This window comes from Sutterella sp. (assembly GCF_052272535.1).
Taxonomy (GTDB): domain Bacteria; phylum Pseudomonadota; class Gammaproteobacteria; order Burkholderiales; family Burkholderiaceae_F; genus Sutterella.
The window spans coordinates 1-22,834 of sequence record NZ_DAVZJY010000014.1; the positions used below are offsets into that span (position 1 = coordinate 1).

Genomic DNA, 22,834 nt, shown 5'->3' on the forward strand with positions numbered 1-22,834 from the left:
CGCGCCCGACCGCGGCGCCGCGGGCGGCTTCGAGCCCCGAGGTGCTCCTCGCCCTCGAGGCGGGCTGGAGCGGCTCGCGCGCCGCGCTCGCACGTCGGCTCGGCCTCTCCGAGAGGACGCTCTACCGGCGGCTGCGCGAGGCGAGAGCGAAAGAGAACTGAACGAACAGACGAAACACTCCCCGCAGGGATACGAGATGCCTTCCACTACCGAGATCCAACCCGACGCAAGACTCTTCTTCAAGCTCGTCAAGGGCGAAAAGCGCCTCAGCCTGCCCGGCCCCGACGGCGCGATAGCCGCCGCCGTCGCGCCCGCCCGCGGCGCCTCCAAGGGGCTCTTCATCCTGGTGCACGGCGCCGCGTCGAACGCCTCGCGCTGGGAGGAGTTCGTTGAAAAGACCTCCCTGCGCGAGGACTGGGACATTCTGCGCTTCGATCTGCGCGGCCACGGCGCGAGCACGACGCGCGTGCCGCCGACGCTCGAGCGCCACGCCGAGGACATCGCCCGTCTGATGGACCTCGTCGGGCGCTCCCGCGCGGTGATTCTCGGCCACAGTCTCGGCGCGGCTGCGGCGATGGAGTTCGCCCGCACGCGTCCCGAACGCGTCGAGGGGCTCGTGCTCCTGGATCCGCTCCTCTCCAACTGTCTTACGCCCAAGGCCGTGGCGATGCGCCGCAAGCGCTGGATGCCCGCGCTCCTCGAGAAGATCGGGGTCGCGGCCCGGGCGCTCGGTTGCGAGCGGACGCTGCCGCCCTACAGTCTGAGGACGGGCGACGAACGGGCCCGCGAGATGATCGCCCGAGGGGGTGAGGCGCTCGAAGCCTTCGTGAAGGAATACTCCTCGCCCTGGCGCGACCTCCACCACATCCATCTCGCCGACTACGGCCGCGACCTGCTCGAGGTCGGCCGCCCGACGCCCGACCTGCGCGGCGTCGCGGCGCCGATCCTCATCATCGGCGCCTCTTCGGGGAGCTACACCGCCCCCGAGGCGATGCGCCGCGAGGCCGCCCGTCTGCGCACGGGCGAATTCGTGCTTCTTCAGTGCCGGCACTGGCCCGTGACGGAGTGCCTCGGCGACCTGATGCGCACGATCGAGGACTGGGCGCGCCGGCACTTCCCGGCGCGCTGAGGCGGCGCGGACGAAAAAGCCGCCGTCGGGAACATCCCTTCGGCGGCTCGATGCAAGAGCGCGTTCCCGCTCCGCTACTTGGCGTTGGCGGCGGATTCGCCGCCTTCAGCGGCGGCGGCCCCTTCCTCTTCATCATGCGCGACGACGATGCGCACGATCGGGGGCGCGACGGCGGCGTCCTCTTCGCGGATGCCCCAGATCTCAAGCAGTTCGGCCTGAGAGGGCATTTCACTCGCCGGACGGGTGCGGCGCACCTTGAGCGAGTTGCGCACGATGCCTTCGACGACGTCGAGCGGCAGGCAGTTCAGGTCCTTGAACTCAACGCAGCGGTGCTCCGTGTCGAGTCCCTTCCAACGGCCTTCGTTGCCGGCGGCGGCGTCCTTTTCGGCGTAGTAGAGGATGAGCGACTTCTCGTGGGACTTGACGGCGAAGATCGGTCCGTCAAGTTCGTAGAAGGCAAGCCCGAAGCGCATGCTCTCGCGCACGCCGCGGGCGGAACGGCGGATCATGCTGCAGACTCTGGCCATTGCAACGCGGCGGTCGTTGGGCAGGCTCTGGAGGTAACCCCCCACCGTGGTGGCTGCAGGTACCATGACTACTTTTCCCCCTATAAAAGCACAGCGCTCCGCGCTCTCTTTCGAGTGCAGAGCCGCAAGGTTTTTAATTTTAGCAAACCAGGGGAAGTATTTCCCGACTCCAATAGTCAGGAATCGTACGGAAGGGCTTCAGCGATAGAAAACGTAACGCGCCCGAAATGGCACCTTAAGGTAGTGGCCGCGCTGCGAGGCGGTGCAGGAGGCGAGCGGCATGCCGCCCGAAGGGTTCTTCCGGGCGATCCAGCGCACGCCCGAGAGAATCCCGCGGCCCGAAGACTCGGCGGCGAAGACCGCCTCGCGCAGATCCCGCGCGGAGATCTGCGGACCCTGATCGACGATGCGCGCGCTCACCGCGGAGCCGTCGCGCGCCGTGACGGCGAAGTCCTTCTGCAGCACCGCCTGCTGGCGGCCGTTGTCGCCGATGAGCCGCCCTTCGGGGCGGATGAACTCCCAGAAGAAGCCCTGCTCGTCGTAGGCGCAGCGGAAGACCATCTGGCCCTGCGCCTCCCAGGAGTAGACGGCGACGGCGTCCTTGAGCGGATCGACGTGCGGACCGCCCAACGGGCCGACGGCGCAGCCCGCGAGCAGGAGAAGTGCGGATGAGAAGGCGAGAAGATGGCGCATGGGAGGCGGGTCGGGGTGAAGCGGGTTCGGCGGATCTTGAAGGAAAGTCTATCGGGCCGCAGGGGGGCGCGGACGGCGCTACGCTTGCGGGGGAAAAAAAACACCCCTCCGACCTTCTCCAAGCCGCCCCGGGGTCTCCCTGCCGGGGCGCGGACTACGGGATCATGCCGAACAGGACCACCGCGCGCAACCGGTCGCTCTACCGGGAGTTCAAGCTCGTCTTCTTCCTCATCTCGCTCTGCGTGACGATTGCGGCCGTGCCCGCCGTCGTGCTCACTGAACTCTCGACCGGTTCGGGCGGTGCGATCAACGTCTCGGGCAGCCTGCGCATGATGAGCTACAAGCTCACCGTGGCGGTGGCCGACCCCTACGCGTCCGAGGAGGGCCGCGAACAGGCGGTGCGCTCCGCCGTCGAGGAGTTCTGGAAGCGCTTCACCTCGCCCGGTCTCGTGGGGAGCGTTCCGGGGGCTGCGGACGACCCCATCCGCGCGAGCTACGACCTCGTCGAGCGGCGCTTCACCGACGAGGTTCGTCCGCTTGCGTTGAAGAGCATCCACGACGAGTCGGCGCGGCGGAGCTTCATGGCGGGCGTGGGGGGCTTTGTCGACGACGTGGACGACTTCGTCTTCGCGCTCGAGGCGAAGCTCTCCGGGCGGCTCCTCTGGCTCAAGGTCATCCTCTTTCTCACGCTCGTGGGCGCGATGATCGTCACCTACCTGATGATCCGCGTGATGCACCGCAAGATCTTCGCGCCCCTTGAGGAGCTCGAGCAGGCCGCGCACGCGGTGCGCTCGGGCGACTTCACTGTGCGTGCGCAGGCGGCGCGCGAAGATTCCGAGATCGGGCGATTCGCGCGGGGGTTCAACTTCATGGTGAGCGAGCTCGAACGTCTCTACGGCTCGCTCGAGGCGGAGGTGGCGCTTAAGACCGAGGACCTCAACCGGCGTAACGAAGGGCTCGAATTCCTCGCCGGCGCTTCGGAGAAGCTCGTGGTGGACGGCCCCGAGCTCTCCGCCGCCGCGGCCGGCGTGCTTGCGGGCGCCGCGGCCCTTGCCGGCGCACGCGGCATCCGCTTCTTCGTGAGCGCGGACCCGCAGCAGCCCTATGAGGACGCGTCGGCCTACCTTTTCGCCGAAACGTCCGGTGCGGGCGGCGCCGAAACGCTCGTGCTCCCCGCTCCGGGCATGCGCGGACAGACGCTCGGCATGCTCAAGGCGGAGCTCGCGGAGGCGCCCGCGCCCTGGCAGACCTATTTTCTCGGCATGACCGCGGCGCTCCTCGGACGCGCGGTGGAGACGTCGCTCAGGACGACGGACGAGCGGCGGCTCGCCGTCCTCGAGGAGCGCTCGACGATCGCGCGCGAGCTTCATGACTCGATCGCGCAGTCGCTCTCCTTCTCGAAGATCCAGCTGCTGCGCCTCAGAAAGGCCGTCGATTCGGATCCCTCGGGCGAAAAGACGCGCGAAGTCCTCAAGGAGCTCGACGAAGGCATCTCGACGGCCTACCGGCAGCTGCGCGAAGTGCTTTCCGCCTTCCGGCTGCAGATTCAGGGGACGGGGTTCACGGGAGCGGTCAACGCCGCCGTGGACGTCTTCCGCAACCGCACGGGCATGTCCGTCGCGCTGACGAACACGCTCATCGGCGTGGAGCTCTCCTCCAACGACCAGGTGCACTTCATTCAGATCCTGCGCGAGGCGCTCTCGAACGTCGAGAAGCACGCCCGGGCGAAGTCGGTCGAGGTGCGCCTCGAACGGTTGGGCGGCGGCATCTCGCTCACGGTCGCCGACGACGGCGTGGGCATCCCCGAGCGCGCCGAGCGGGAGAATCACTTCGGTCTCGGCATCATGAAGGAGCGCGCGCAGGCTCTCGAAGCCGTGATCACGATCTCGCGGCGCCCCGAAGGGGGCACGGTCGTGCGGGTCGTGAAGGCCACGCCTTCCGGCGCCGCCTGACGGCGGCGGGCGTCGTCCGCGCGGCTAGAATGCCCTTCAAAAGAAGAACATGTCCGGCAGGCGCCTCGAACGACCCCGAATCTCCGGCCCCGGCATTCCTGAAGAGAGAGAAGTCATGATGACCACGCGGCAGCAGAGCATTCCCGTTCCGGACAAGCACACGGTTCTCGTGGTGGACGACCACCCGCTCCTGCGCCGCGGCGTGCGCGAGCTCCTCTCGCTCGACGAGTCGATTCAGGTCGTGGGCGAGGCCGGCACGCGCGAGGAGGCGTTCGAGCTCACGCGCCGTCTTGAGCCGGACCTCATCGTGCTCGACCTCAACATGAAGGGCTCCTCCGGGGTGGAGATCCTCAGCACCCTCAAGAGCGAGGATCCCTCGCGGCGCATCGTGATCCTCACGGTGAGCGACTCGGGCGAGGACCTCGTCGCCTGCATCCGCGCCGGCGCGGACGGGTACTTCCTCAAGGACATGGAGCCCGAGCGGTTCCTCGAGAGCATCCACGAGGCGCTCGAGGGCCGGCTGATCGTCGACCCCTCGATGGTGCGCTACCTCACGGAGATGATCCGCGAGAAGAAGCGTCCCGAGGAGCCCAACCCCCTCACGGACCGCGAGGAGGACGTGCTGCGCTACCTTGCCCGCGGCATGACCAACAAGATGATCGCCCGCGAGCTCAAGATCTCCGACGGCACCGTCAAGGGGCACGTGAAGCACCTCCTGAAGAAGCTCGGCTTCAACAGCCGCGTGGAAGCGGCCGTCTGGGCGGCGCAGCGCGAGGACGAGCGCGCGAGGCGCTAGGACCCTGCGCTCCCGTCCCTCAGGGCGGCGTCAGTGCGCCGCCTCGTTCGCATCGACCGGCGCGAGGGGCTTCGCGTCGGAACTCTCCACATGGCAGAGCATGCACTCGAAGCGCTCGCCCGCGAGCTGACCGGGCGCGGCGTAGTGCGAGCGCGGGATCTCGCCCTTGCGGCGGGCCGCTCCTTCGGGCTGCTCGCGGTGGCACACGAGGCACTTGTTCTGCGCGATCGTGATCGGCAGATAGGCCGCCACGGGGTGCGGCACCGGGCTCGGCGCGCCGACGATCGGCTGATCGGCGGCGAAGGCGGGGGCGGAGATGAGGGCGGCCGCGATCAGGGCGGCGGGGATGAATTGAGAGGTCATTTGGGATTCTCCAGTTGTTCATTTCGATTCGGGGGCGCAGGGGCGTTCGTCCTTCGGCGAACCGCCTCCCGGGCGCCTGCCGGCAAGCTGGAAGAAGAGCGCATTCTCGGAACAGACTTCGATGCAGCGGCCGCAGTTGAGGCATTCGCCCGAGGGGATGCGCCCGGTGCGGGCGATCTCCTTGAAGCGGATGATCTGCTTTTCCGGGCAGACCTTGAGGCACTCGGCGCAGCGCGTGCAGCGCGCGTCGCTGAAGCCCACCGAGACGAGGGGCTTCGGCGAGGCGCGGCCGATGAGCGACCAGAGCGCGCCGAGCGGGCAGAGGTGTCCGCACCAGCCCTCGCGCATCAGGCCGAGCTCGAGCGCAAAGACCGCGAGCGCCGCGGAGGCGGCCGAGAGGCCCGTGCCGAAGACGAGGTCGCGCCAGATCATCGCCTGCGGACTCACGGTCTCGAAGGCCGCGGTTCCGGCGGCGAAGCTCGCCGCAAGGGCGCCCGCGAGCACGGCGTAGCGCGCCGCGCGCGGCAGGCGGATCTGGTCCGCGGAGAGCCCGAGCCGGCCGCGAAGCCACGCCGCGCACTCCACCACACAGTTCATCGGACACACCCAGCCGCAGAAGGTCCGCGAGCCGAGAAGACCGTAGAGAAGCGTGATGAGCGCCGCTCCCGTGAGCGCCGCCGCGGTGGGGATCACCCCCGCGCAGAGGCGCTCGAGAAGCGCGAGCGGATCGGCGAGCGGCACGAGGCCGAGGATCTTCGACTGCGAGAGGTCGCCCGCAAGGAGCGGTCTTCCCGCGACCGCCCAGCCCCAACGCGCGGTACCCGCAAAGAGCACGAGCACGAGGAGTTCGGTGAGGCGGCGCGCGGCCGTGTAGCGGCGGCGCTTGAGCAGGCGCACGGCGGCGTTCACAGCGGATCCTCCGAGTTCAGGTAGTCCATGCCGGGCGCCGTGGCGAGCGGCTCGGAAGGTTCGGTCGGAGCCGTCTTCCGGGACGCCTCGGGCATGAGGGTCTTCGGGGGACCCTCGCGGCGCAGGTTCTTGGGATCTTCTTCAGAAAGCCAGCCGAGCCGGTAGTGCGCGCCGATGGTGCCGAGAACGGCCTTCGCATCGGCGACGCGGACGGCCGGCTCGTCGGTCGGGCAGCCTTTTTCACAGAGCCCGCACCCCGTGCACGCGTCCGGATGAATCATCGGCACGAACACGGCGTGCTTGGAGAGCCCGCGCGGGTGCGTCTCGATCGTGATCGCCCGGCCGTTTTCCGGGCATTCGCGGAAGCACACCTCGCAGCGCAGCCCCTGCCAGGAGAGGCAGGAGTTGGGGTCCACCACGGCGACGCCCATGCGGGCGTCGCGGACGTCCTCGAGCCGCGGGTCGAGCGCGCCCGTCGGGCACGCCTTCACGCACGGGAGGTCCCTGCACATGTAGCAGGGCGTCTCACGCGGCGAGAACCAGGGCGTGCCGACGGGAGCGGGATCCCGCATGCCCGCGAGCCGCAGCGTGCCGTAGGGGCACGCCGAGACGCACTGTCCGCAGCGCGCGCAGGCGGCCGTGAAGGCCGCGCCCGCGAGAGCGCCGGGCGGGCGAGGGCGCCAGCGCGCGGCGCTCTCGCGCACGGGAGCGATCCCGAGCACGAAGGCGCCCGCGGCGGCGGCGCACCCGGACGCGACGACGCCTTCAAGAAAGGCGCGCCGTCCGATGGGCTCTCCCCGGCTCATGGCGTCAGGCTGCCTTCTTCACGAGGACGGCGGTCTTCTTGAAGTCGGGCTCCTCGGAGATCGGGTCCGTCGCGTCGATGCACACGGCGTTCGTGCGCACCTTCTCGTCGAAGAAGGCGAGCCACACGGTGCCCGCGGGCATGATGTTGCGCACCTGCGTCTCGACCACCGCACGGCACCGGCCGTGGCGGCTCTCGACTTCGGCGAGGTCGCCGCGCTTGAGGCCGCGTCGTTCGGCGTCGCCCGGGTTCATGTAGAGGAGCGCCGAGGGCGCGGCGCGGTGCAGCTCGGGCACGCGGCGCGTCATCGAGCCGGTATGCCAGTGCTCGAGGATGCGGCCCGTGCAGAGCCAGAGGTCGTAGTGGCCGTCGGGTTGCTCGACGGGCGCCGCATAGGGGCGGAAGAAGATCTTCGCCGTGCCCGGATAGGCGGTCTGCTTCGGATCGGTCACGCCCCGGAGGTCGCCCGAGGCGACGGGCTTCATGAGCTTGCCGTAGAAGAGGTTGTCGGGCTTGGCGTACGGGTCGTATTCCGGATTGAAGCGGTAGAGCGTCTCCTTGCCGTTCACCACCGGCCAGACGAGGCCGCGGACCTTGGGGTCCTGGTAGGTGTCGAAGTCGGCGAGGTCGTGCCCGTCGCCCAGCGTGAACTGCCGGTACTCGTTGAAGAGCGCCTTCTCGGGGAACCACTTCAGGCCGAGCGCGTCGCCCGTGTTGTTGAGTTCGCCCGGATAGAGCGGGTCGGGCCAGACGGCCTCGGCGCGCTTGCCCGTAGGCGCGAAGAGCACGTCGAAAAGCGTGTCGGTGGGCTTGTAGCCCATGGCGGCGGCCTTCTCGAGCACGTCGGGGAGCATATCGCCCGCGACGCCCTTGAGCGGCACGGCCTTCCAGGTCTCGCCGATGGTGAACCGCTTGGCGATCTGCATGAGCGTCCAGATGTCGGTCTTCGCCTCGCCCGGGGAGCGCACGAGCTGGTGCCAGCCCTGGGTGCGGCGCTCGGCGTTTCCGTAGAGGCCCCACTTCTCGAAGTGCGCGGCCACCGGCAGGATCAGGTCGGCGCAGCGCGCCGAGAAGGTCGGATAGATGTCCGAGACCACCACGAAGGCCTCGGGCCGGCGGCACGCCTCGATCCAGTGCGTGTTGTTGGGTGCGGACTGGATGATGTTGACCACCTGCGTCCAGAGGAAGTCGATCGAGCCGTCCTCGAGGCCGCGCAGGATCTTCATGAGCGAGGCGCCCACCTTCGGATTGAGCGTGCCTTCGGGGATGTTCCAGATCTTCTCGGTCTTCGCGCGGTGGGCGGGATTGGCGACCAGCATGTCCGCGGGCAGACGGTGGCAGAAGGCGCCCACCTCGCGTGCGGAGCCGCACGCCGAGGGCTGCCCGGTGAGCGAGAAGGCGCCGTTGCCGGGCTTGGCGTGCTTGCCGAGGAGCAGATGCAGGTCGTAGATCTGCTCGTTCACCCAGACGCCGCGCTGGTGTTGGTTCACGCCCATGCACCAATAGCTCATGATGTCGCGCTTCTCGTCGCAGAAGTAGTCGGCCAGAGCCATGAGCTTCTGCTTGAAGGTGTCGAGCGGCTCGTCGTTGTCGCCCTTGGCGAGCTCGGCGACGAAGTCGAGCGTGTAGGGCTCGACCCCCTTCTGGAAGTCCTCGAAGGAGATCTTCCAGTGCTTGCCCGCGGTGCCGCCGGAATTCTTCTGCGGCACGACCTCGCCCTCGCGGCGGCCCTGCGCGACGGCCTCCCACTTGTCGAGCTTCACCTCGAGCTGGCGGGCCATGACGTCCTTTTCGGCCGGGCGGGCGTACTTGTCGGTGTTGCGCAGGCCGTAGCCGATGTCGGTGACGCCCGCGCAGAAGATGCAGTGGCGGTCCACGAACTCCTGATTCACCTTGCCGCGGCGGATGATCTCGCGGATCACGAAGTTGATGATCGCAAGGTCGGTGTTCGGACGGAAGATGATCACGAGGTCCGAGAGGTTCGAGGAGCTCGAACGGTGGGTCGTGAGTTGGATGATGCGCGTCTCCTTGTCCGTGAGACGGCGGTTCGCCATGCGCGACCAGAGCACCGGGTGAGCTTCGGCGGGGTTGTTGCCCCAGAGGACGATCGTGTTGGTCTTCTCGATGTCGGCGTAGCAGTTGGCCGGCTCGTCCACGCCGAAGGTCTGGTAGAACCCGACCACGGCCGAGGCCATGCACAGACGCGCGTTCGGGTCGATGTTGTTCGAGCGGAAGCCACCCTTCATGAGCTTCGAGGCGGCGTAGGCCTCGGGAATCGTGTACTGGCCCGAGCCGATGATGGAGATGCCCGCAGGGCCCTTCGCCTCATAGGTGCGGTGCATGCGGCGCGCCATCTCGTCGAGGGCCGTCTCCCAGGAGACCGGTTCGAAGCGGCCGTTCTTGTCGAAGTGCCCGTCCTTCATGCGCATGAGCGGCTGCGTGAGGCGGTCCTTGCCGTACATGATCTTGGCGTTGAAGTAGCCCTTGACGCAGTTGAGGCCGCGGTTGACGGGCGCGTCGGGGTCGCCCTTCGTGGCGACGACGCGGCCGTCGCGCACGCCGACCATGAGGCCGCAGCCGGTGCCGCAGAAGCGGCAGACGGACTTGTGCCAGCTGATGCCGTCGTCGAGCCGGTTCGCGTCGGCCGCCTCGGCATGGGTGACGGGCAGGCCGAGCGCCATGGCGGCGCTCGCGGCGATGCCCGACTTCAGCACCGTTCGACGGTGCAGGGTGATGGGGCGTTCTTGATTCATGGTCAATCTCCAGCGGATTGATGGTTTTGCCCGCAGGGCGTCCTTTTATGGGGGCGCCGTCCGGAGTGTGCCGGCGGTCAGCCGGCGTCGGGACGGTGTTCGATCAGGCTGACGTCGTAGACGTCGGCGAGGTCGGCGACTCTGCGGAAGAGGCGGACTTCGTCGTCAGTGCACGGCGCCTCGATCGTGCAGATCACGCGGCCGGCGGCCGGATCCGTTTGATGGGGCTCCACGCCTGGGATTGTTCTGACCGCATCGAGAACGGCTGCGAGCCGACCCGGGCGGGCGACGACGAGGATGGCGGAATAGTTCATGGGGGTCTCGGACAACTCGTGTGATTTTTTTGGGAATTGGTCCTCAACCCATTTTCATGCGCGGCGCGCGCGCGGACTAGATCCCGTTGCGGAGGGGCGCGGGATCAAAACACCTTCCAAATGGGGTGCTTTTCTATTTATTTAGAGGTATCTTCGCCGCTTGCGGCCCCGAGCGGGCCGGCGGCCGTCACCGCAAGGGCGACGACGAGGAGGAGGGCGGCGAGGAAGTACGGCGTTCCCGCGGCCGCCTCCGCGGGGGCGTGCTCGGTGGTGAAGAAGAGCAGCGGCGTGCCGAGCACCGGACTCACGGCGCCCGTGAAGCTGTTGAGCGAACTTGCCGCACCGAGTCGCAGTCCCTGCGTGGTCGCCGACCCCGTGCGGCTGATCACGCTCTGCAGCGTCGGCCCCACGACGCCCATCACCGAAAAGAGCGCGAGGAGCGCCGTGACGCCTGAGCCCGTCGTGTTGAAGCCGATGCCGATGAGCGCGGCGAGGCCGCAGAGAAGCCCGAAGACGACGAGGCGTTTGGGCGTGAGAAGCGCGGATAGCCGCGGCAGAATCCAGCCCTGCGTGAGGGTGATCGCCGCGCCGAGCACGAAGATCGAGAAGCCGATCGACTTTGGGGTCCACCCGTAGCGGAATTCCGTATAGAGCGCCCAGGTGCACTGCACGAGGCTCTGCGAGAGCGTGTAGAGCGTGATGATGAGGAGCACGGGGAGCACGAGCCGCTCGCGCGAGAGCGCTCTGAGCGACGAGAACGGATTGATGCGCCGCAATGTGAAGGGCTCCGCTGCGGGCGCGCGCAGGCTTTCGGGAAGGACGAAGAGCCCGTAGAGGAAGTTGACCGCGCAGATCGCGCCCGCGATGAGGAAGGGCCGGCTCGGATCCGTTTCGCCCAACACGCCCCCGAGGGCCGGGCCGAGGATGAAGGCGATGCCGAAGATCGCGCCGATGCGCCCGAAGGCGGCGGTGCGCTTCTCCGCGGAGGTGACGTCGGCGATGTAGGCCTGCGCGACGACGATGTTGGAGCTCATGGCGCCGCCGAGGACGCGCGAAAGAAGGATGAGCCAGAGCGAGTCCGAAAAGGCCGGCACGAACATCATGAGCGCGAGCCCCAGGATGCCCGCAAGGAGCACCGGCCGGCGCCCGAGGCGGTCCGAGACCGCGCCGATCACTGGGGCCGAGCAGAACTGCATCAGGCCGTAGCTCACCATGATCGCGCCGTACCAGGAGGCCTGCAGGTCGGGCGTCGCGCAGAGCGTGCCGATCAGCCGCGGCAGCACCGGGATGATGAGGCCGATGCCGAGGGCGTCGAGAAAGACGCAGGCGAGCACGAAGCCGATGGCGGGCGTTCTGGCCATGGGAGCGGAAAGCGGGAGAAGTGAAAGCGGACGGCGCGGGAGACGGGTGAAGCTACAAATGATAACGGGCCTCAGGCCCGCGCCCAAGATGCGACATAGTGATCATGCATATTGCTCTTAATCAAAACTTTGGGTTGAGCAAACAATTCTGCGGATAATCCCCTCGGGATATCCGCAGGATGACTTAGGCGCCGCATTGGAACTCTTGCTAGTGTTAGTGAATGCGTCGGACGCGCACGTCCGCGGACCGGCGCGCATGCATGGCGGCGGCCGCGGATCTCGGAACTTCGCGGCGCCCGCAACAAGAACGACTAAAGGGCGGCTTTCAGAGGACACCCCCGCACCTCGCCGGAAAGCCTCGGGAAGACCGGGTCTTCCCCATTGCCCGACTCCCGGAGCACAAAAAATGAAGCGAGTCTTTCAGTTCGCGATGCCCTTCCTTCAGGCGTCGCTCGTCAAGCAGATCGTCGTCGGTCTCGTCCTCGGCATAGCCCTCGGCCTCACCTTCCCCGAAGCCGCCAAGGACGTGGGCCTTCTCGGCACGCTCTTCACCACCGCCCTGAAGGGCGTGGCGCCGATCCTCGTCTTCGTGCTCGTGATGTCCTCGATCGCCAATCAGCAGATCGCGGGCGACGTGCACATCAAGCCGATCGTCGCCCTCTACCTTCTCGGCACCTTCCTCGCCGCGCTGATCGCCGTCGGCGCGAGCTTCGCCTGGCCGACGGTGCTCACGCTGCACGCCGCGGGGCAGGCCGCGAGCACGCCGGGCAGCATCCTCGAGGTCTTCCGCAACCTCCTGCTGCAGGCCGTGGACAACCCCGTCCACGCCATCGCCAACGGCAACTACATCAGCATCCTCGTGTGGGCGATCGCCATGGGCGTCGTGCTGCGCCACTCGCACAGCTCCACGCGCGAGGTGCTCCTCGACGCGGCCCGCGCGGTCGAGTTCATCGTCCGCCTCGTGATCCGCTTCGCGCCCTTCGGCATCTTCGGCATCGTCTCCTCGACGCTCGCCACCACGGGCCTCGAGGCGTTCGCGGGCTACCTGCAGCTGCTCGCCGTGCTCGTGGGCACGATGTTCTTCATCGCGCTCGTCGTGAATCCGATCCTCGTCTGGTGGTGCATCCGCCGCAATCCGTACCCCTACACGCTCATGACGCTGCGCGAGTCGGGCGTCTCGGCCTTCTTCACCCGCTCCTCGGCGGCCAACATCCCGGTGAACCTTGAGATCTGCCGCCGTCTCGGCATCCCCGAGTCGACCTACTCGATCTCGATCCCGGTCGGCGCCACCGTCAACATGCAGGGCGCGGCGATCACGATCACGGTGCTCACGCTCGCGGGCGTGCACACGCTCGGCATGCCGGTGGACCTCCTCTCGGCGATCTTCCTCTCCTTCGTCGCCGCCATCTGCGCGGCGGGCGCCTCGGGCGTCCCGGGCGGCTCGCTCATGCTCATCCCGCTCGCCTGCGGCCTCTTCGGCATTGATCAGAACACCGCCATGCAGGTGGTCGCCGTGGGCTTCATCATCGGCGTGATTCAGGACTCGTGCGAAACGGCCCTCAACTCCTCAGCCGACGCGCTCTTCACGATCGCGTCCTGCAAGCGCGCCGAGCGCCTTGCAGGAAAGACGCAGGACTAAAGGCGGACATCCCCGCATCCTGAATGAACCCGGACGCCCCGTCCGCGGCACGACGCCGCAGGCGGGGCGTTCTTTTAGAATGCGGAGGTTTTGGACTTCAGACGACTCAGGGCATTTATGCGCCGCTATTCATCACCTCGGGAAGTGCTCAGGCAGGTCTTCGGCTACGACGCCTTCAGAGGCTTCCAGGAGGAGGTCGTGCGCACGGTGCTCGAGGGCCGCGACGCGCTCGTTCTGATGCCCACGGGCGGAGGCAAGAGTCTCTGCTACCAGATACCGGCGCTCCTGCGCGACGGCGTCGCCGTCGTCGTCTCCCCCCTGATCGCCCTCATGCAGGACCAGGTGGATGCGCTCGAGGAGCTCGGCGTCGCTGCGGCGTACCTCAATTCGTCGCTCTCTCCAGAGGAGTCGTCCGCCGTGCGGTCGCGGCTGCGCCGCGGTGAACTCGACCTGCTCTACGTCGCTCCCGAGCGGCTTCTGATGTCCGGCACGCTCGCGCTCCTCGACGAGCTCAAAATCTCGCTCTTCGCGATCGACGAGGCGCACTGCGTGAGCATCTGGGGGCACGACTTCCGCCCCGAATACGGCGCGCTCTCAGTGCTGCGCGAGCGCTTTCCCAAGGTGCCGCGCATCGCGCTCACGGCGACGGCCGACCAGAAGACGCGCGAGGAGATCGCCGAAAAGCTCCTCATCGAACCGAAGCGCTTCATCGCGAGCTTCGACCGTCCGAACATCTTCTACCGCATCGTCGAGAAGACGAGCGTACGCGAACAGCTCGCGAAGTTCATCCGCAGCGAGCACCCGGGCGAGTGCGGCGTCGTCTACTGTCTTGCGCGGCGCACCTGCGAAGAGGTCGCGGACTTCCTTGTCGGGCGCGGCGTGCGCGCGCTCTTCTACCACGCGGGCCTTTCGGCCGAGGAGCGCGCGGCGCGCCTCGCGCTCTTCCAGCGCGAGGACGACGTGGTGATGGTGGCGACCATCGCCTTCGGCATGGGCATCGACAAGCCCAACGTGCGCTTCGTCGCGCACGTGGACATGCCCAAGTCGATCGAGGGGTATTTCCAGGAGACGGGCCGCGCGGGCCGCGACGGCCTGCCCTCGGACGCCTGGATGGCCTACGGCCTCAACGACGTCGTCAACCAGCGCCGCTTCATCGAGCAGAGCGACGCGGACGAGCTGCACAAGCAGCTCGCCACGCAGAAGCTCGACGCCATGCTCGGGCTCGCCGAGGCTTGCGACTGCCGCCGCGTGCGGCTTCTCGCCTACTTCGGCGAGCAAAGCACGCCCTGCGGCAAGTGCGACAACTGCGTCAATCCCCCGCAGCTCACCGACGCGACGCTCGCCGCGAAGAAGTTGATCAGCTGCATCTGGCGCATTCAGCAGAAGTCGGGGACGAGTTTCGGCGCGCAGCACGTGATCGACGTGCTCCAGGGGCGCGAGACGGAGCGCACGCGCCGGCACTTCCACCAGGAGCTCTCCACCTGGGGGATCGGCCGGGAGCTCACCGACCGGCAGTGGCGCGCGGTGATCCGGCAGCTCATCGCGCGCAGCGTCCTCTGGGTGGACGCGCGCAACCACAACGTGCTGCGCCTGGGCGACGCGGCCAACGGCGTCCTGCGCGGCGAGATCAAGGTGGAGCTGCGCCGCACGCTCCTCGAAGCGGAGACGAAGACCCGCCGGCGCGCCCCCGAGGATCGCCCGGACCGCGACGAGCTCCTCGCGCAGCTCTCCGCCGTGAGCCGGCAGATTTTCGAGGCGCTGCGCGCGTGGCGCCTCGAGACGGCGCGCACGCTCGGCAAGCCTCCGTACGTGATCTTCGCCGACCGCACGCTCGTGGAGATCGCCCGGCGCAAGCCCACCAGCGTCGACGACATGATCGGCATTCCGGGCGTGGGCCGGCACAAGATCGAGCACTACGCCGACGACATCATCGAGATCGTGCGCGCGGAGTGCTGAGGACTCAGCGGCTCGCGGTCACGCGGGGCTTCTGCTTGCGGTTGGCGAGGATGCGGTCGAAGAGCCCGTTCGGGAGCATGCGCAGGATCTTCGCGAGCACGCCCATCTGCCACGGAATCACGCGGTAGCTCGTGCGCGAGGTGATCGCCTCGAGCGCTTCGCGCGCGAAGTCGTCGGGCTCCATGAGAAAGGGCATCTTGTAGGGATTTTCAGCCGTGAGCGGCGTGCGCACGAACCCCGGGCAGATCGTCTGCACGCGGATGCCGTACTTGGCGAGCTCGACGCGCAGGCTCTCGCAGTAGGTGATCACCGCGGACTTGCTCGCGCAGTACGCCTCCGACCCGGGCAGGCCGCGGATGCCCGCGACCGAGCCCATGCCCACGAGCTGGCCGTAGCCGCGCGCCTTCATCGGGGCGATGAAGGGGTGGAAGGTGTAGGCCATCGCGAAGACGTTGATGCGGTAGACCTCCTCGAGCATGTCGAGGTCCTCCTCGTACTCGGTCTTCACGCCGTGCGAGATGCCGGCGTTGGCGATGACGACGGTGGCGCCCCCGGAGCGCGCCTCGAATTCCCGGGCCGCGGCGAAGACCTCCTCGCGGCGGGTGACGTCGGCGGGGAGCACGAAGTGGCGGCTGCGGCCGCCGGGGAGCTCGTCCACGAGCGCCTCGAGCTTGTCGCGGCTGCGTGCGACGAGGCCGAGCACGGCGCCGCGGGCGGCGTACTGACGGGCGAGAGCGGCGCCGATGCCGCTCGACGCGCCGGTGATGAAGACGTTGAGCACGAGAGGAGTCTCCTCGGGAAAAAACGGGGCGCTTCAACCCTTGTTGAGGCGCCCGGGGGACGGCGGTCCGATGAGGACCGCGGAGGCGGCGCCCCGGTTCGGGCGGGGCGCTCGGTGGAATCAGCCGCGCTGGCGGCGGACCTGTTCGATGAGGAAGTCGATGCAGTCGGGCGTGCCTTCACGCGTGCCGACGAGGTGCGGGCCGGTCGTGTAGACGCCGCCCACGCCGATCATCGGCGTGCTGTCGATCTGGTAGTTCTGCCAGTACTGCGTCGCCTGACGGGACTTGTTCATGACGCTGAAGGAGCGCATGGACTGCTCCCACTTCTGCGGATCCACGCCCTTGCTCTTCATGAAGTCGGTGATGTCGGCAGACGGGTTCTCGAAGTTGTACGGGTGCTCCTGGTAGATCACGCTCTCGAAGAAGGGCATGTGCAGGCGCTCGAGCAGACCGAGCGCCTCGAGGGCGAAGTAGGTCTGGGTGAAGGGCAGGAGCTTGGGCTGCCAGGCGACCGGGCAGACGCGGACCGTCACGCCCTGGTGGGCGGCCTTCGCCCACTTCTCGAAGTGCGGCGCGAACTGCAGGCAGTGCGGGCAGGTGTAGGCGAAGAATTCGACCACCTCGATGGTGTCGCGCGGCGTCGGCGCGGGCGGATTCACCACGAGGTACTCCTTGCCGGCGGTGTAGGACTGCTGCGCAAAGAGCGGACCGGATGCCGGGACGAGCGCGGCGGCGAGGACGACTTGACGACGAGTCAGCATGACGAATGAGTCCTTTGTGAAGATGAAGGAAGCAGGCTGATCGGCCCGCGGCTACTTGTCCCGGACGATCAGGGCCTTCATTCCCTGATCGGTCAGGCTGTTGAACGCCTCCTCGGCGCCCTGACGATTTTCGAACGGGCCGACGCGCACGCGCCAGAGCGAGGAGCCGGCGGCCTGGATCTGCGCGCCGATCGCCTGCATGGCGAGTGCGGCGACGGCGTTGTCCGCTTCGGACTTCTTCGAGTAGGAGCCCACCTGGACCCAGAAGACGTCGGCCGGGGCGGGCGCGGCCGTCCCGGCGTCCGACCCGGCTGCGGGCACCTTCACGGTGCGCACGCCGCCGGCTTCGACCGCATCGTCCGAGCCGTTCTGCTGGTTGAGCCGCGCGTTGGGGTCGACCCCGCCCGCGAGCTTCGCGGCGGGATCGACGTCGGCGGTCACCCGGTCCACCTTGTCCACGAAGGGCATCGGACTCTTGGAGATCACGAGCATGGCGCCGGCGGCGATGCCGAGGCCGGTCACCACGCCGATGAGAAAGCCGGCAAAGCCGGCGGCAAAACCGCTTCTGGCCACTTTCAGATTCTCCTTATTCGGCGGACTCGTCTTCGCGGCGGCTCATGCGCATGGGCGCGGAGATGCCGAGCAGACGCAGGCCGTTGCCGAGGACCTGACGGGCCGCGGCGAGGAGCGCGAGGCGCGCGCGGCGCTCCGCGGCGTCTTCGACGAGCACGCGCTCGGCGTTGTAGAAGGCGTGGAAGGCCGCGGCGAGGTCCTTCAGGTAGTAGCAGAGCACGTGCGGCGCGTGGTCGCGCGCGGCGATGCGCAGCGTGTTGGGGTACTCGGCGATGGCGCCGACCAACGCCTCGCTCGCCTTGGAGGAGAGCGGCGAGAGGTCGCACTCGGCGAGCTCGGCCGCCGTCGGCACCTCCAGGCCCTGCTCGGCCGCGTTGGCGAAGACCGAGCAGATGCGCGCGTGGGCGTACTGCAGGTAGTAGACGGGGTTCTCGTCGCTCTTGGCGCGCGCGAGCGTCACGTCGAAGACGAATTCGGCGTCGGCCTTGCGCGAGACGAGGAAGAAGCGCGCGGCGTCGCGGCCGGCCCAGTCCACGAGGTCGCGCAGGGTGACGTAGTTGCCCGAGCGCTTGCTCATCTTCACGGGCTCCCCGTCCATCACGACCGAGAGCATCTTGTGCAGGATGTATTCCGGGAAGGTCTTCGGAATGGAGATGCCGAGCACGCCCGAGGCGGCCTGCAGGCCGGCGCGCACGCGCGCGATCGTGCCGTGGTGATCCGTGCCCTGGATGTTGACCGCCTTGGTGTAGCCGCGGCTGAACTTGTTGAGGTGGTAGGCGACGTCGGGCACGAAGTACGTGTAGGTGCCGTCGGCCTTCTTCATCACGCGGTCCTTGTCGTCCGTGAGGCCGTTGCCGAGGTCTTCGAACGTGGTCGTGCGCAGCCAGAGCGCACCGTCCTTCTCGTAGGTGTTGCCCGAATCAATGATCGCCTGGACGGTCTTCTGCACGGCCCCCGTCGAGTAGAGCGAGGACTCGAGGAAGAAGTTGTCGAAGCGCACGCCGAGCGCGGCGAGGTCGTCGTCCTGTTCGTTGCGCAGATACGCGACCGAGTAGCGGCGCACGAGGTCCGTGTCGGTGAAGTCGCCCGTGGACTCGATCACGCCGCCCGCATGCGGATGGACGGGCTTCTTCGCGAGGAAGTCGCGCGCGATCGAAAGGATGTATTCGCCGTGGTAGGCGTTTTCAGGCAGCTCCACCGACTCGCCCTGAAGCTGGCGGCAGCGGACCTGCACGGAGTTCGCAAGGTTGCCGATCTGCACGCCCGCGTCGTTGTAGTAGAACTCCCGCGAGACCTTCCAGCCTTGGGAGGCGAGGAGGTTGGCGAGCACGTCGCCCAAGGCGCCCTGACGGGCGTGGCCGAGGTGCAGCGGGCCGGTCGGATTGGCCGAGACGTACTCGAGGAGGACCGATTCGCCGGCGTGCTCGGTGCTTTCGCCGTAGCGCTCGCCCTCGCGCAGCACCTGCGAGACGATCGCGAGGCGGGCGTTCTGGGCGACGCGGATGTTGATGAAGCCCGGACCGGCGATTTCGACGGTTTCGACGATCTCGCCGAAGGCGGGATCGGCCTTGAGCGCGGCGACGAGCTCTTCGGCGATGGCGCGCGGATTCTTCTTGAGGCGGCGGGCGAGCTGCAGGGCGCAGGTGCAGGCGACGTCGCCGTGGGCGGGATCCTTGGGACGCTCGAGCGTCACGGGGGCGTCGGCGGCGCCGAGCGACGCGAGGGCGCCGGCGATGAGCTTCTGAATGGCTTCTTTCTGAGTGTCGAGCATGGGAGAAACAAAAACGGGGGTTGCAGTTTTGTGTGGACGGTGTGGGCCGCGGCGGGTCAGAGGCGCTTGTCGCGCTCGATCCAGGCGTAGGCGGAGTGGTTGTGGATCGACTCGAAGTTCTCCGCCTCGACGCGGTAGCTCAGCACGCGCGGGTCGGCGTTGAGCGCCTTGGCCATGTCGCGCACGATGTCTTCGACGAACTTCGGATGATCGTAGGCGTATTCGGTGACGAACTTCTCGTCGGCGCGCTTCAGGCGCGACCAGAGCTGACAGGAGGCGGCGGACTCGGCGACGCCGATCTGCTCCTCGAGGGACATCGGCGCGGCGAGGATGAGCGAGCTCTTGAGGAGCGAGCGCTGGTTGTGCGCGCCGTAGCGCGAAATCTCCTTGGAGCACGGGCAGAGGCTCGTGACGGGCGCGATCGTCTCCTGACGCACGACCGTGCCTTCGGCGCCGGTCGAGGCGGTGAAGGCGCATTCGTAGTTCATGATGCTCTCGAGGCGGCTCACGGGCGCGGCCTTGCGCACGAAGAACGGGAAGCGGATTTCAATCGTTCCGGCGTCGGACTGCAACAGCCCGAGCATCGCGCCGAGCAGCCGCTCCATGAGCGGCGCATCGAGCGGGTCGCGCAGCTCCTCCATCAGGCCGATGAAGCGCGACATGTGGGTGCCCTTCTTCGAGGCGGGCAGCGCCACCGTCATGGTGATGTCGGCGACGGTGTGCTGCGGCCCCTCGCGGCCGGCGACGGTGATCGGGAGTTTGACGCCGCGTACGCCGACGCGGTTGATGGCGATGTTGCGTTCGTCTTCAGTGGACTGTATGTCCGGGAGCGTGATCTTCTCTTCTGCTGCCATGTCGGAGGTCTTGAATTCGGCCGCGGCCCGCAGAGGCGCCTGCGGCTTTCAGCCCGCGGAGCGCGGGGCAGCCGCGCGACGGAGCGGTCGGGGCGGCTGAATGGGCAGTTATCTTACTCGACGCCGTGCGGCGCTGTGCCGCACGTGCGGCGCGAATGCGCAGGGCGGATGAAACCATTGTTTGCACAAAATGCCGCCTCCGAGGGCCGTTGCGGCCGGATCGGCCCGGCGGGGCGGCTTTCCGCCCGCCGGCGGCCGATATACTTTCCCTCAACGGCTTCTTGCAGTGAATGAGACGGCCTGCGAGCCGTCCGCGAACCGTTCCAGAGGAGTGACCCCATACATGCCCATCTTCATTTTTCCGCAGCCCGGCGGAGGCAACCCGCTCCTGAGCTTCCTCGTCGGTCTTGCGACGCTTGCGATCCTCGTCGGCCTCATCATCTTCTTTCTGCCGCTGATCGCCGGCGTCGTCGTCGCCGTGATCGTTCTGGTCGCTGCCTTCTGCCTCTGGGGGTGGATCAAGCGCAAGTTCGGTCTTGAATCTCAGGACGAGCGCAACTTCCGCAAGGTGATGGAGGACGCCGAGGCGTTCGCGCGGCAACAGTACCGCGGCGCCGGACGCTCGGGCACGGTCTACGAGCGCGAGGAGATTCGCATCGCGTCGGGCGCGCCGTCGCAGCGTCGCCGCGACATGAAGGACGTCGAGGACATCGAGGAGACGCCCGTCCCTCCTAAGAAGGACGAGCAGCACTGACGCGGCGCCGGGCCCGGCCCGGCGCTCCGGATTGAATTCGGGCGCGGCTCCGCCGAAGGCGGATTCCGCGCCCGAATTGCATCTGAGGCGTGTTCGTCATTCAAAGAAGCGGCGACACAAGATAGGACGCGCCCTCCTTGAGCCGGTCCGAAATCGGCCGGCGGCGCCATGCCTCCGGAGAGAGCTCCCGGCAGCGGCTCTCGTATTCCTCATGGAGCCGCACGAGGTCGGCGACGAAGTCGTCGTCGAAGATCACCATCATCAGCTCGAAATTGAGATGCATTGAGCGGTTGTCGATGTTGAGCGTGCCGAACACGGCGAATTCGTTGTCCACGGCGATCGACTTCGTGTGCAGCAGTCCGCCCTGATAGAGCAGCACGTGCACGCCCGCCTGCAGCAGGTCGTCGAAGTAGCGGCGCATCGCCCAGCCGGTGGCGGAGTTGTCGCACCGCTCGGGCACGATGAGCCGCACGTTCACGCCGCGCAGCGCCGCATTGAGGAGCGCCTGTACGACGGATTCCGTCGGAATGAAGTAGGGCGTCGTGATCGTGAGCGTGTATTCCGCGCGGCTGATCGCTTCGAGAATGAGGAGCAGGTTGCTGTCGCCCGGCTGATAGGGGCCGGAGGGCACGGTGGAGATCACCGCATCACCCGTATTGGGCGTGCGCAGCGTCTCGAAAGTCCTGTCGAGGTCCGAGAGGTCCCCGTCGGGCTGCAGAGCCCAGTCGAAGCGCCAGACCGCGTCGAGAAGCCGCGCGGCGGGGCCTTCGACGCGCACCATCGCGTCCACCCAAGCGCCCACGACCTTCGCTTCGGCGTAGTTTTTCGGGTCGATCATGTTGAAGCTTCCCGTATAGGCGACGCGTCCGTCGATGACGACCGTCTTGCGGTGCAGCCGGATGTCGGCGCGCTGCAGCCCGAATATCTGCAGAAGCTTCATCGGGAGCGCCGAAGCCACGGCGACGCCTTCAGCCTCGAGACGCCGGCGCGCCTCCGAGCGCAGGAAGATGCGCGACCCGAAGTCGTCCACGAGGATGCGCACGCGCACGCCGCGGCGCGCCGCCGCGATGAGCGCCGAGGAGATCTCAGCGACTTCGCCGCCGTCCTCCCAGATGTAGAACTCCATGTCGATCGAATGCCGCGCGGCGGCGATGTCGGCGTGCAGCGACGCGATGGTTTCCTTTGAGCTCGCCTTGAGCACGACCGTCGAGCCGGTGGCGGTCGGCATGCCGGAGAGCTTGGCGGCGAGGCGCAGCAGCGTGCGGTGCCGCACGAGCCGGCTCGGCAGCGGCCCGAGGGGCGTGAGCTTGTGCTGCGCGAGGTGCCCCCGGCGCTCCGCCGCGTCGCGCAGGCGCTTGGCGCGCAGCCGCCCGACCGGACGTTCGCCGAAGGCGAGGTAGAGCAGAAAGCCGACGTAGGGCAGGAGCGTCGTGAGCAGAATCCAGGCGAAGGACGAACCCGGCGGATGACGCGTGAGCACGACGCGGATGATCACGCTGAGGACGATGCCGAACTGCAAGAGCGCGGCGAGCGCGCCCCAGGCCGTGAGGGTGTCGAGGAAGGACATGGTCGAGGAATTCGATGCGATTTCGTTGATGCTAAAGGAAGTCGGCCCGGTCGGAAGCGCGCCCGCCGCGGGAGGGCGGAACTTTTTTTCACGCCCCTCTTGACAGCGCGGCGAAAAGCCGCAATAATTCGATCCTCTTCGCACGGAGGGGTGCCCGAGTGGCTAAAGGGGGCAGACTGTAAATCTGTTGGCTTACGCCTACGATGGTTCGAATCCATCCCCCTCCACCAGCGAAATCTGCGACGATCTGCTTACGCGTCGCAGCGTCAACCGCGGAGCGGAATGACCGTCCTCGATCCTGAGCGGGTGTAGCTCAATGGTAGAGCAGAGGCCTTCCAAGCCCCCGACGAGGGTTCGATTCCCTTCACCCGCTCCAGAAAATGCCCATGTGGCTCAGTGGTAGAGCACTCCCTTGGTAAGGGAGAGGTCATGCGTTCGATCCGCATCATGGGCACCACGAATTCCTTATACGTCCAATCTGATCCGAGCTGGTCGGATCTTTGTTCATCAGGAGCCGATCATGGCCAAGGAAAAATTTGAGCGCAAGAAGCCCCATGTGAACGTGGGCACGATTG

General features: G+C 67.5%; 21 protein-coding genes and 3 tRNA genes. 10 read left to right on the forward strand and 14 right to left on the reverse strand.

The window, feature by feature from the left end:
- Nucleotides 1-41: 41 nt before the first annotated feature.
- Together ACT6Y9_RS01775 and ACT6Y9_RS01780 are read left to right on the forward strand one after the other, a co-directional pair.
- Entirely contained in the window at nucleotides 42-161 is a 120-nt protein-coding gene (locus ACT6Y9_RS01775) for a helix-turn-helix domain-containing protein (RefSeq protein WP_443743305.1), read from the forward strand.
- A 35-nt stretch (nucleotides 162-196) separates the two neighbouring features.
- The gene (locus ACT6Y9_RS01780) at nucleotides 197-1,129 is read left to right on the forward strand and encodes an alpha/beta fold hydrolase (protein ID WP_295477218.1); all 933 of its coding nucleotides are present in this window, start codon (nucleotides 197-199) and stop codon (nucleotides 1,127-1,129) included.
- A 74-nt stretch (nucleotides 1,130-1,203) separates the two neighbouring features.
- Here the strand turns inward: ACT6Y9_RS01780 and ACT6Y9_RS01785 are convergent, their stop codons facing one another.
- Complete coding sequence (locus ACT6Y9_RS01785; RefSeq protein WP_295477216.1) at nucleotides 1,204-1,638, reverse strand: DUF1801 domain-containing protein; 435 nt, start codon at nucleotides 1,636-1,638, stop codon at nucleotides 1,204-1,206.
- Nucleotides 1,639-1,854: 216 nt separating this feature from the next.
- Complete coding sequence (locus ACT6Y9_RS01790; RefSeq protein ID WP_443743293.1) at nucleotides 1,855-2,349, reverse strand: DUF3455 domain-containing protein; 495 nt, start codon at nucleotides 2,347-2,349, stop codon at nucleotides 1,855-1,857.
- Nucleotides 2,350-2,513: 164 nt separating this feature from the next.
- Between ACT6Y9_RS01790 and ACT6Y9_RS01795 the strand changes: the two genes are divergently transcribed.
- A complete protein-coding gene (locus tag ACT6Y9_RS01795; protein ID WP_443743294.1) occupies nucleotides 2,514-4,301 on the forward strand; it encodes a histidine kinase in 1,788 nt (595 codons plus the stop codon).
- Between the two features lie 115 nt (nucleotides 4,302-4,416).
- On the forward strand, nucleotides 4,417-5,097 hold the full coding sequence (gene narL / locus ACT6Y9_RS01800; RefSeq protein WP_443743295.1) for a two-component system response regulator NarL: 681 nt from the start codon (nucleotides 4,417-4,419) through the stop codon (nucleotides 5,095-5,097).
- A 30-nt stretch (nucleotides 5,098-5,127) separates the two neighbouring features.
- Here the strand turns inward: narL and ACT6Y9_RS01805 are convergent, their stop codons facing one another.
- From ACT6Y9_RS01805 to ACT6Y9_RS01830, 6 genes are all read right to left on the reverse strand, one after another.
- Entirely contained in the window at nucleotides 5,128-5,460 is a 333-nt protein-coding gene (locus ACT6Y9_RS01805; RefSeq protein ID WP_443743296.1) for a nitrate reductase cytochrome c-type subunit, read from the reverse strand.
- An 18-nt stretch (nucleotides 5,461-5,478) separates the two neighbouring features.
- Complete coding sequence (napH, locus tag ACT6Y9_RS01810; RefSeq protein ID WP_443743297.1) at nucleotides 5,479-6,369, reverse strand: quinol dehydrogenase ferredoxin subunit NapH; 891 nt, start codon at nucleotides 6,367-6,369, stop codon at nucleotides 5,479-5,481.
- A complete protein-coding gene (gene napG / locus ACT6Y9_RS01815; protein WP_295477205.1) occupies nucleotides 6,366-7,175 on the reverse strand; it encodes a ferredoxin-type protein NapG in 810 nt (269 codons plus the stop codon). Before napG ends, napH begins: the two co-directional genes overlap by 4 nt.
- A gap of 4 nt (nucleotides 7,176-7,179) precedes the next feature.
- Nucleotides 7,180-9,927, reverse strand: a complete 2,748-nt coding sequence (gene napA / locus ACT6Y9_RS01820; RefSeq protein WP_443743298.1) for a nitrate reductase catalytic subunit NapA — start codon at nucleotides 9,925-9,927, stop codon at nucleotides 7,180-7,182.
- 77 nt (nucleotides 9,928-10,004) lie between these two features.
- Nucleotides 10,005-10,241, reverse strand: a complete 237-nt coding sequence (locus ACT6Y9_RS01825) for a chaperone NapD (RefSeq protein ID WP_443743299.1) — start codon at nucleotides 10,239-10,241, stop codon at nucleotides 10,005-10,007.
- 137 nt (nucleotides 10,242-10,378) lie between these two features.
- A complete protein-coding gene (locus ACT6Y9_RS01830; RefSeq protein WP_443743300.1) occupies nucleotides 10,379-11,602 on the reverse strand; it encodes an MFS transporter in 1,224 nt (407 codons plus the stop codon).
- A gap of 406 nt (nucleotides 11,603-12,008) precedes the next feature.
- Between ACT6Y9_RS01830 and sstT the strand changes: the two genes are divergently transcribed.
- Nucleotides 12,009-13,241: a serine/threonine transporter SstT gene (sstT, locus tag ACT6Y9_RS01835; RefSeq protein ID WP_295477199.1), complete on the forward strand. Its 1,233-nt coding sequence runs from the start codon at nucleotides 12,009-12,011 to the stop codon at nucleotides 13,239-13,241.
- Nucleotides 13,242-13,358: 117 nt separating this feature from the next.
- Nucleotides 13,359-15,197, forward strand: coding sequence for a DNA helicase RecQ (gene recQ / locus ACT6Y9_RS01840; RefSeq protein ID WP_295477197.1), 1,839 nt, complete (start codon nucleotides 13,359-13,361; stop codon nucleotides 15,195-15,197).
- A gap of 4 nt (nucleotides 15,198-15,201) precedes the next feature.
- On the opposite strand, the gene ACT6Y9_RS01845 is transcribed toward recQ, so the two are convergent.
- The 5 genes from ACT6Y9_RS01845 to folE2 form a co-directional block, all read right to left on the reverse strand.
- Entirely contained in the window at nucleotides 15,202-15,978 is a 777-nt protein-coding gene (locus ACT6Y9_RS01845; protein WP_443743301.1) for an SDR family oxidoreductase, read from the reverse strand.
- A gap of 120 nt (nucleotides 15,979-16,098) precedes the next feature.
- Nucleotides 16,099-16,740 carry a thiol:disulfide interchange protein DsbA/DsbL gene (locus ACT6Y9_RS01850; RefSeq protein WP_295477193.1) on the reverse strand — a complete coding sequence of 214 codons (642 nt, stop codon included), beginning with the start codon at nucleotides 16,738-16,740 and terminating at the stop codon, nucleotides 16,099-16,101.
- 51 nt (nucleotides 16,741-16,791) lie between these two features.
- On the reverse strand, nucleotides 16,792-17,313 hold the full coding sequence (locus ACT6Y9_RS01855) for an SPOR domain-containing protein (RefSeq protein ID WP_295477190.1): 522 nt from the start codon (nucleotides 17,311-17,313) through the stop codon (nucleotides 16,792-16,794).
- Between the two features lie 13 nt (nucleotides 17,314-17,326).
- Entirely contained in the window at nucleotides 17,327-19,084 is a 1,758-nt protein-coding gene (argS, locus tag ACT6Y9_RS01860; protein WP_443743302.1) for an arginine--tRNA ligase, read from the reverse strand.
- Between the two features lie 56 nt (nucleotides 19,085-19,140).
- Nucleotides 19,141-19,938: a GTP cyclohydrolase FolE2 gene (folE2, locus tag ACT6Y9_RS01865; RefSeq protein ID WP_443743303.1), complete on the reverse strand. Its 798-nt coding sequence runs from the start codon at nucleotides 19,936-19,938 to the stop codon at nucleotides 19,141-19,143.
- Nucleotides 19,939-20,281: 343 nt separating this feature from the next.
- Between folE2 and ACT6Y9_RS01870 the strand changes: the two genes are divergently transcribed.
- Entirely contained in the window at nucleotides 20,282-20,692 is a 411-nt protein-coding gene (locus ACT6Y9_RS01870) for an adenosylhomocysteine nucleosidase (protein WP_295477184.1), read from the forward strand.
- Between the two features lie 100 nt (nucleotides 20,693-20,792).
- Here ACT6Y9_RS01870 and cls read toward each other — a convergent pair whose 3' ends face one another.
- Nucleotides 20,793-22,259, reverse strand: a complete 1,467-nt coding sequence (cls, locus tag ACT6Y9_RS01875) for a cardiolipin synthase (protein WP_443743304.1) — start codon at nucleotides 22,257-22,259, stop codon at nucleotides 20,793-20,795.
- 144 nt (nucleotides 22,260-22,403) lie between these two features.
- Here cls and ACT6Y9_RS01880 point away from each other — a divergent pair.
- The 3 genes from ACT6Y9_RS01880 to ACT6Y9_RS01890 all read left to right on the forward strand — a co-directional run bounded on the left by ACT6Y9_RS01880 (nucleotide 22,404) and on the right by ACT6Y9_RS01890 (nucleotide 22,716).
- A tRNA-Tyr gene (locus ACT6Y9_RS01880) sits at nucleotides 22,404-22,489 on the forward strand.
- A gap of 72 nt (nucleotides 22,490-22,561) precedes the next feature.
- Nucleotides 22,562-22,635: transfer RNA gene (locus ACT6Y9_RS01885), tRNA-Gly, on the forward strand.
- 6 nt (nucleotides 22,636-22,641) lie between these two features.
- Nucleotides 22,642-22,716, forward strand: a tRNA-Thr gene (locus tag ACT6Y9_RS01890).
- The last annotated feature ends 118 nt before the right edge of the window (nucleotides 22,717-22,834 follow it).

Excerpts from the sequence above, each read along its gene's own strand:
- ACT6Y9_RS01870 (WP_295477184.1), top strand. The coding sequence starts at position 20,282 with ATGCCCATCTTCATTTTTCCGCAGCCCGGCGGAGGCAACCCGCTCCTG.
- recQ (WP_295477197.1), top strand. The coding sequence starts at position 13,359 with ATGCGCCGCTATTCATCACCTCGGGAAGTGCTCAGGCAGGTCTTCGGC.
- napA (WP_443743298.1), bottom strand. The coding sequence starts at position 9,927 with ATGAATCAAGAACGCCCCATCACCCTGCACCGTCGAACGGTGCTGAAG.
- sstT (WP_295477199.1), top strand. The coding sequence starts at position 12,009 with ATGAAGCGAGTCTTTCAGTTCGCGATGCCCTTCCTTCAGGCGTCGCTC.
- narL (WP_443743295.1), top strand. The coding sequence starts at position 4,417 with ATGATGACCACGCGGCAGCAGAGCATTCCCGTTCCGGACAAGCACACG.
- argS (WP_443743302.1), bottom strand. The coding sequence starts at position 19,084 with ATGCTCGACACTCAGAAAGAAGCCATTCAGAAGCTCATCGCCGGCGCC.
- folE2 (WP_443743303.1), bottom strand. The coding sequence starts at position 19,938 with ATGGCAGCAGAAGAGAAGATCACGCTCCCGGACATACAGTCCACTGAA.
- ACT6Y9_RS01825 (WP_443743299.1), bottom strand. The coding sequence starts at position 10,241 with ATGAACTATTCCGCCATCCTCGTCGTCGCCCGCCCGGGTCGGCTCGCA.
- ACT6Y9_RS01780 (WP_295477218.1), top strand. The coding sequence starts at position 197 with ATGCCTTCCACTACCGAGATCCAACCCGACGCAAGACTCTTCTTCAAG.
- ACT6Y9_RS01790 (WP_443743293.1), bottom strand. The coding sequence starts at position 2,349 with ATGCGCCATCTTCTCGCCTTCTCATCCGCACTTCTCCTGCTCGCGGGC.
- ACT6Y9_RS01850 (WP_295477193.1), bottom strand. The coding sequence starts at position 16,740 with ATGCTGACTCGTCGTCAAGTCGTCCTCGCCGCCGCGCTCGTCCCGGCA.
- cls (WP_443743304.1), bottom strand. The coding sequence starts at position 22,259 with ATGTCCTTCCTCGACACCCTCACGGCCTGGGGCGCGCTCGCCGCGCTC.
- ACT6Y9_RS01785 (WP_295477216.1), bottom strand. The coding sequence starts at position 1,638 with ATGATCCGCCGTTCCGCCCGCGGCGTGCGCGAGAGCATGCGCTTCGGG.
- ACT6Y9_RS01805 (WP_443743296.1), bottom strand. The coding sequence starts at position 5,460 with ATGACCTCTCAATTCATCCCCGCCGCCCTGATCGCGGCCGCCCTCATC.
- ACT6Y9_RS01795 (WP_443743294.1), top strand. The coding sequence starts at position 2,514 with ATGCCGAACAGGACCACCGCGCGCAACCGGTCGCTCTACCGGGAGTTC.
- napG (WP_295477205.1), bottom strand. The coding sequence starts at position 7,175 with ATGAGCCGGGGAGAGCCCATCGGACGGCGCGCCTTTCTTGAAGGCGTC.
- ACT6Y9_RS01830 (WP_443743300.1), bottom strand. The coding sequence starts at position 11,602 with ATGGCCAGAACGCCCGCCATCGGCTTCGTGCTCGCCTGCGTCTTTCTC.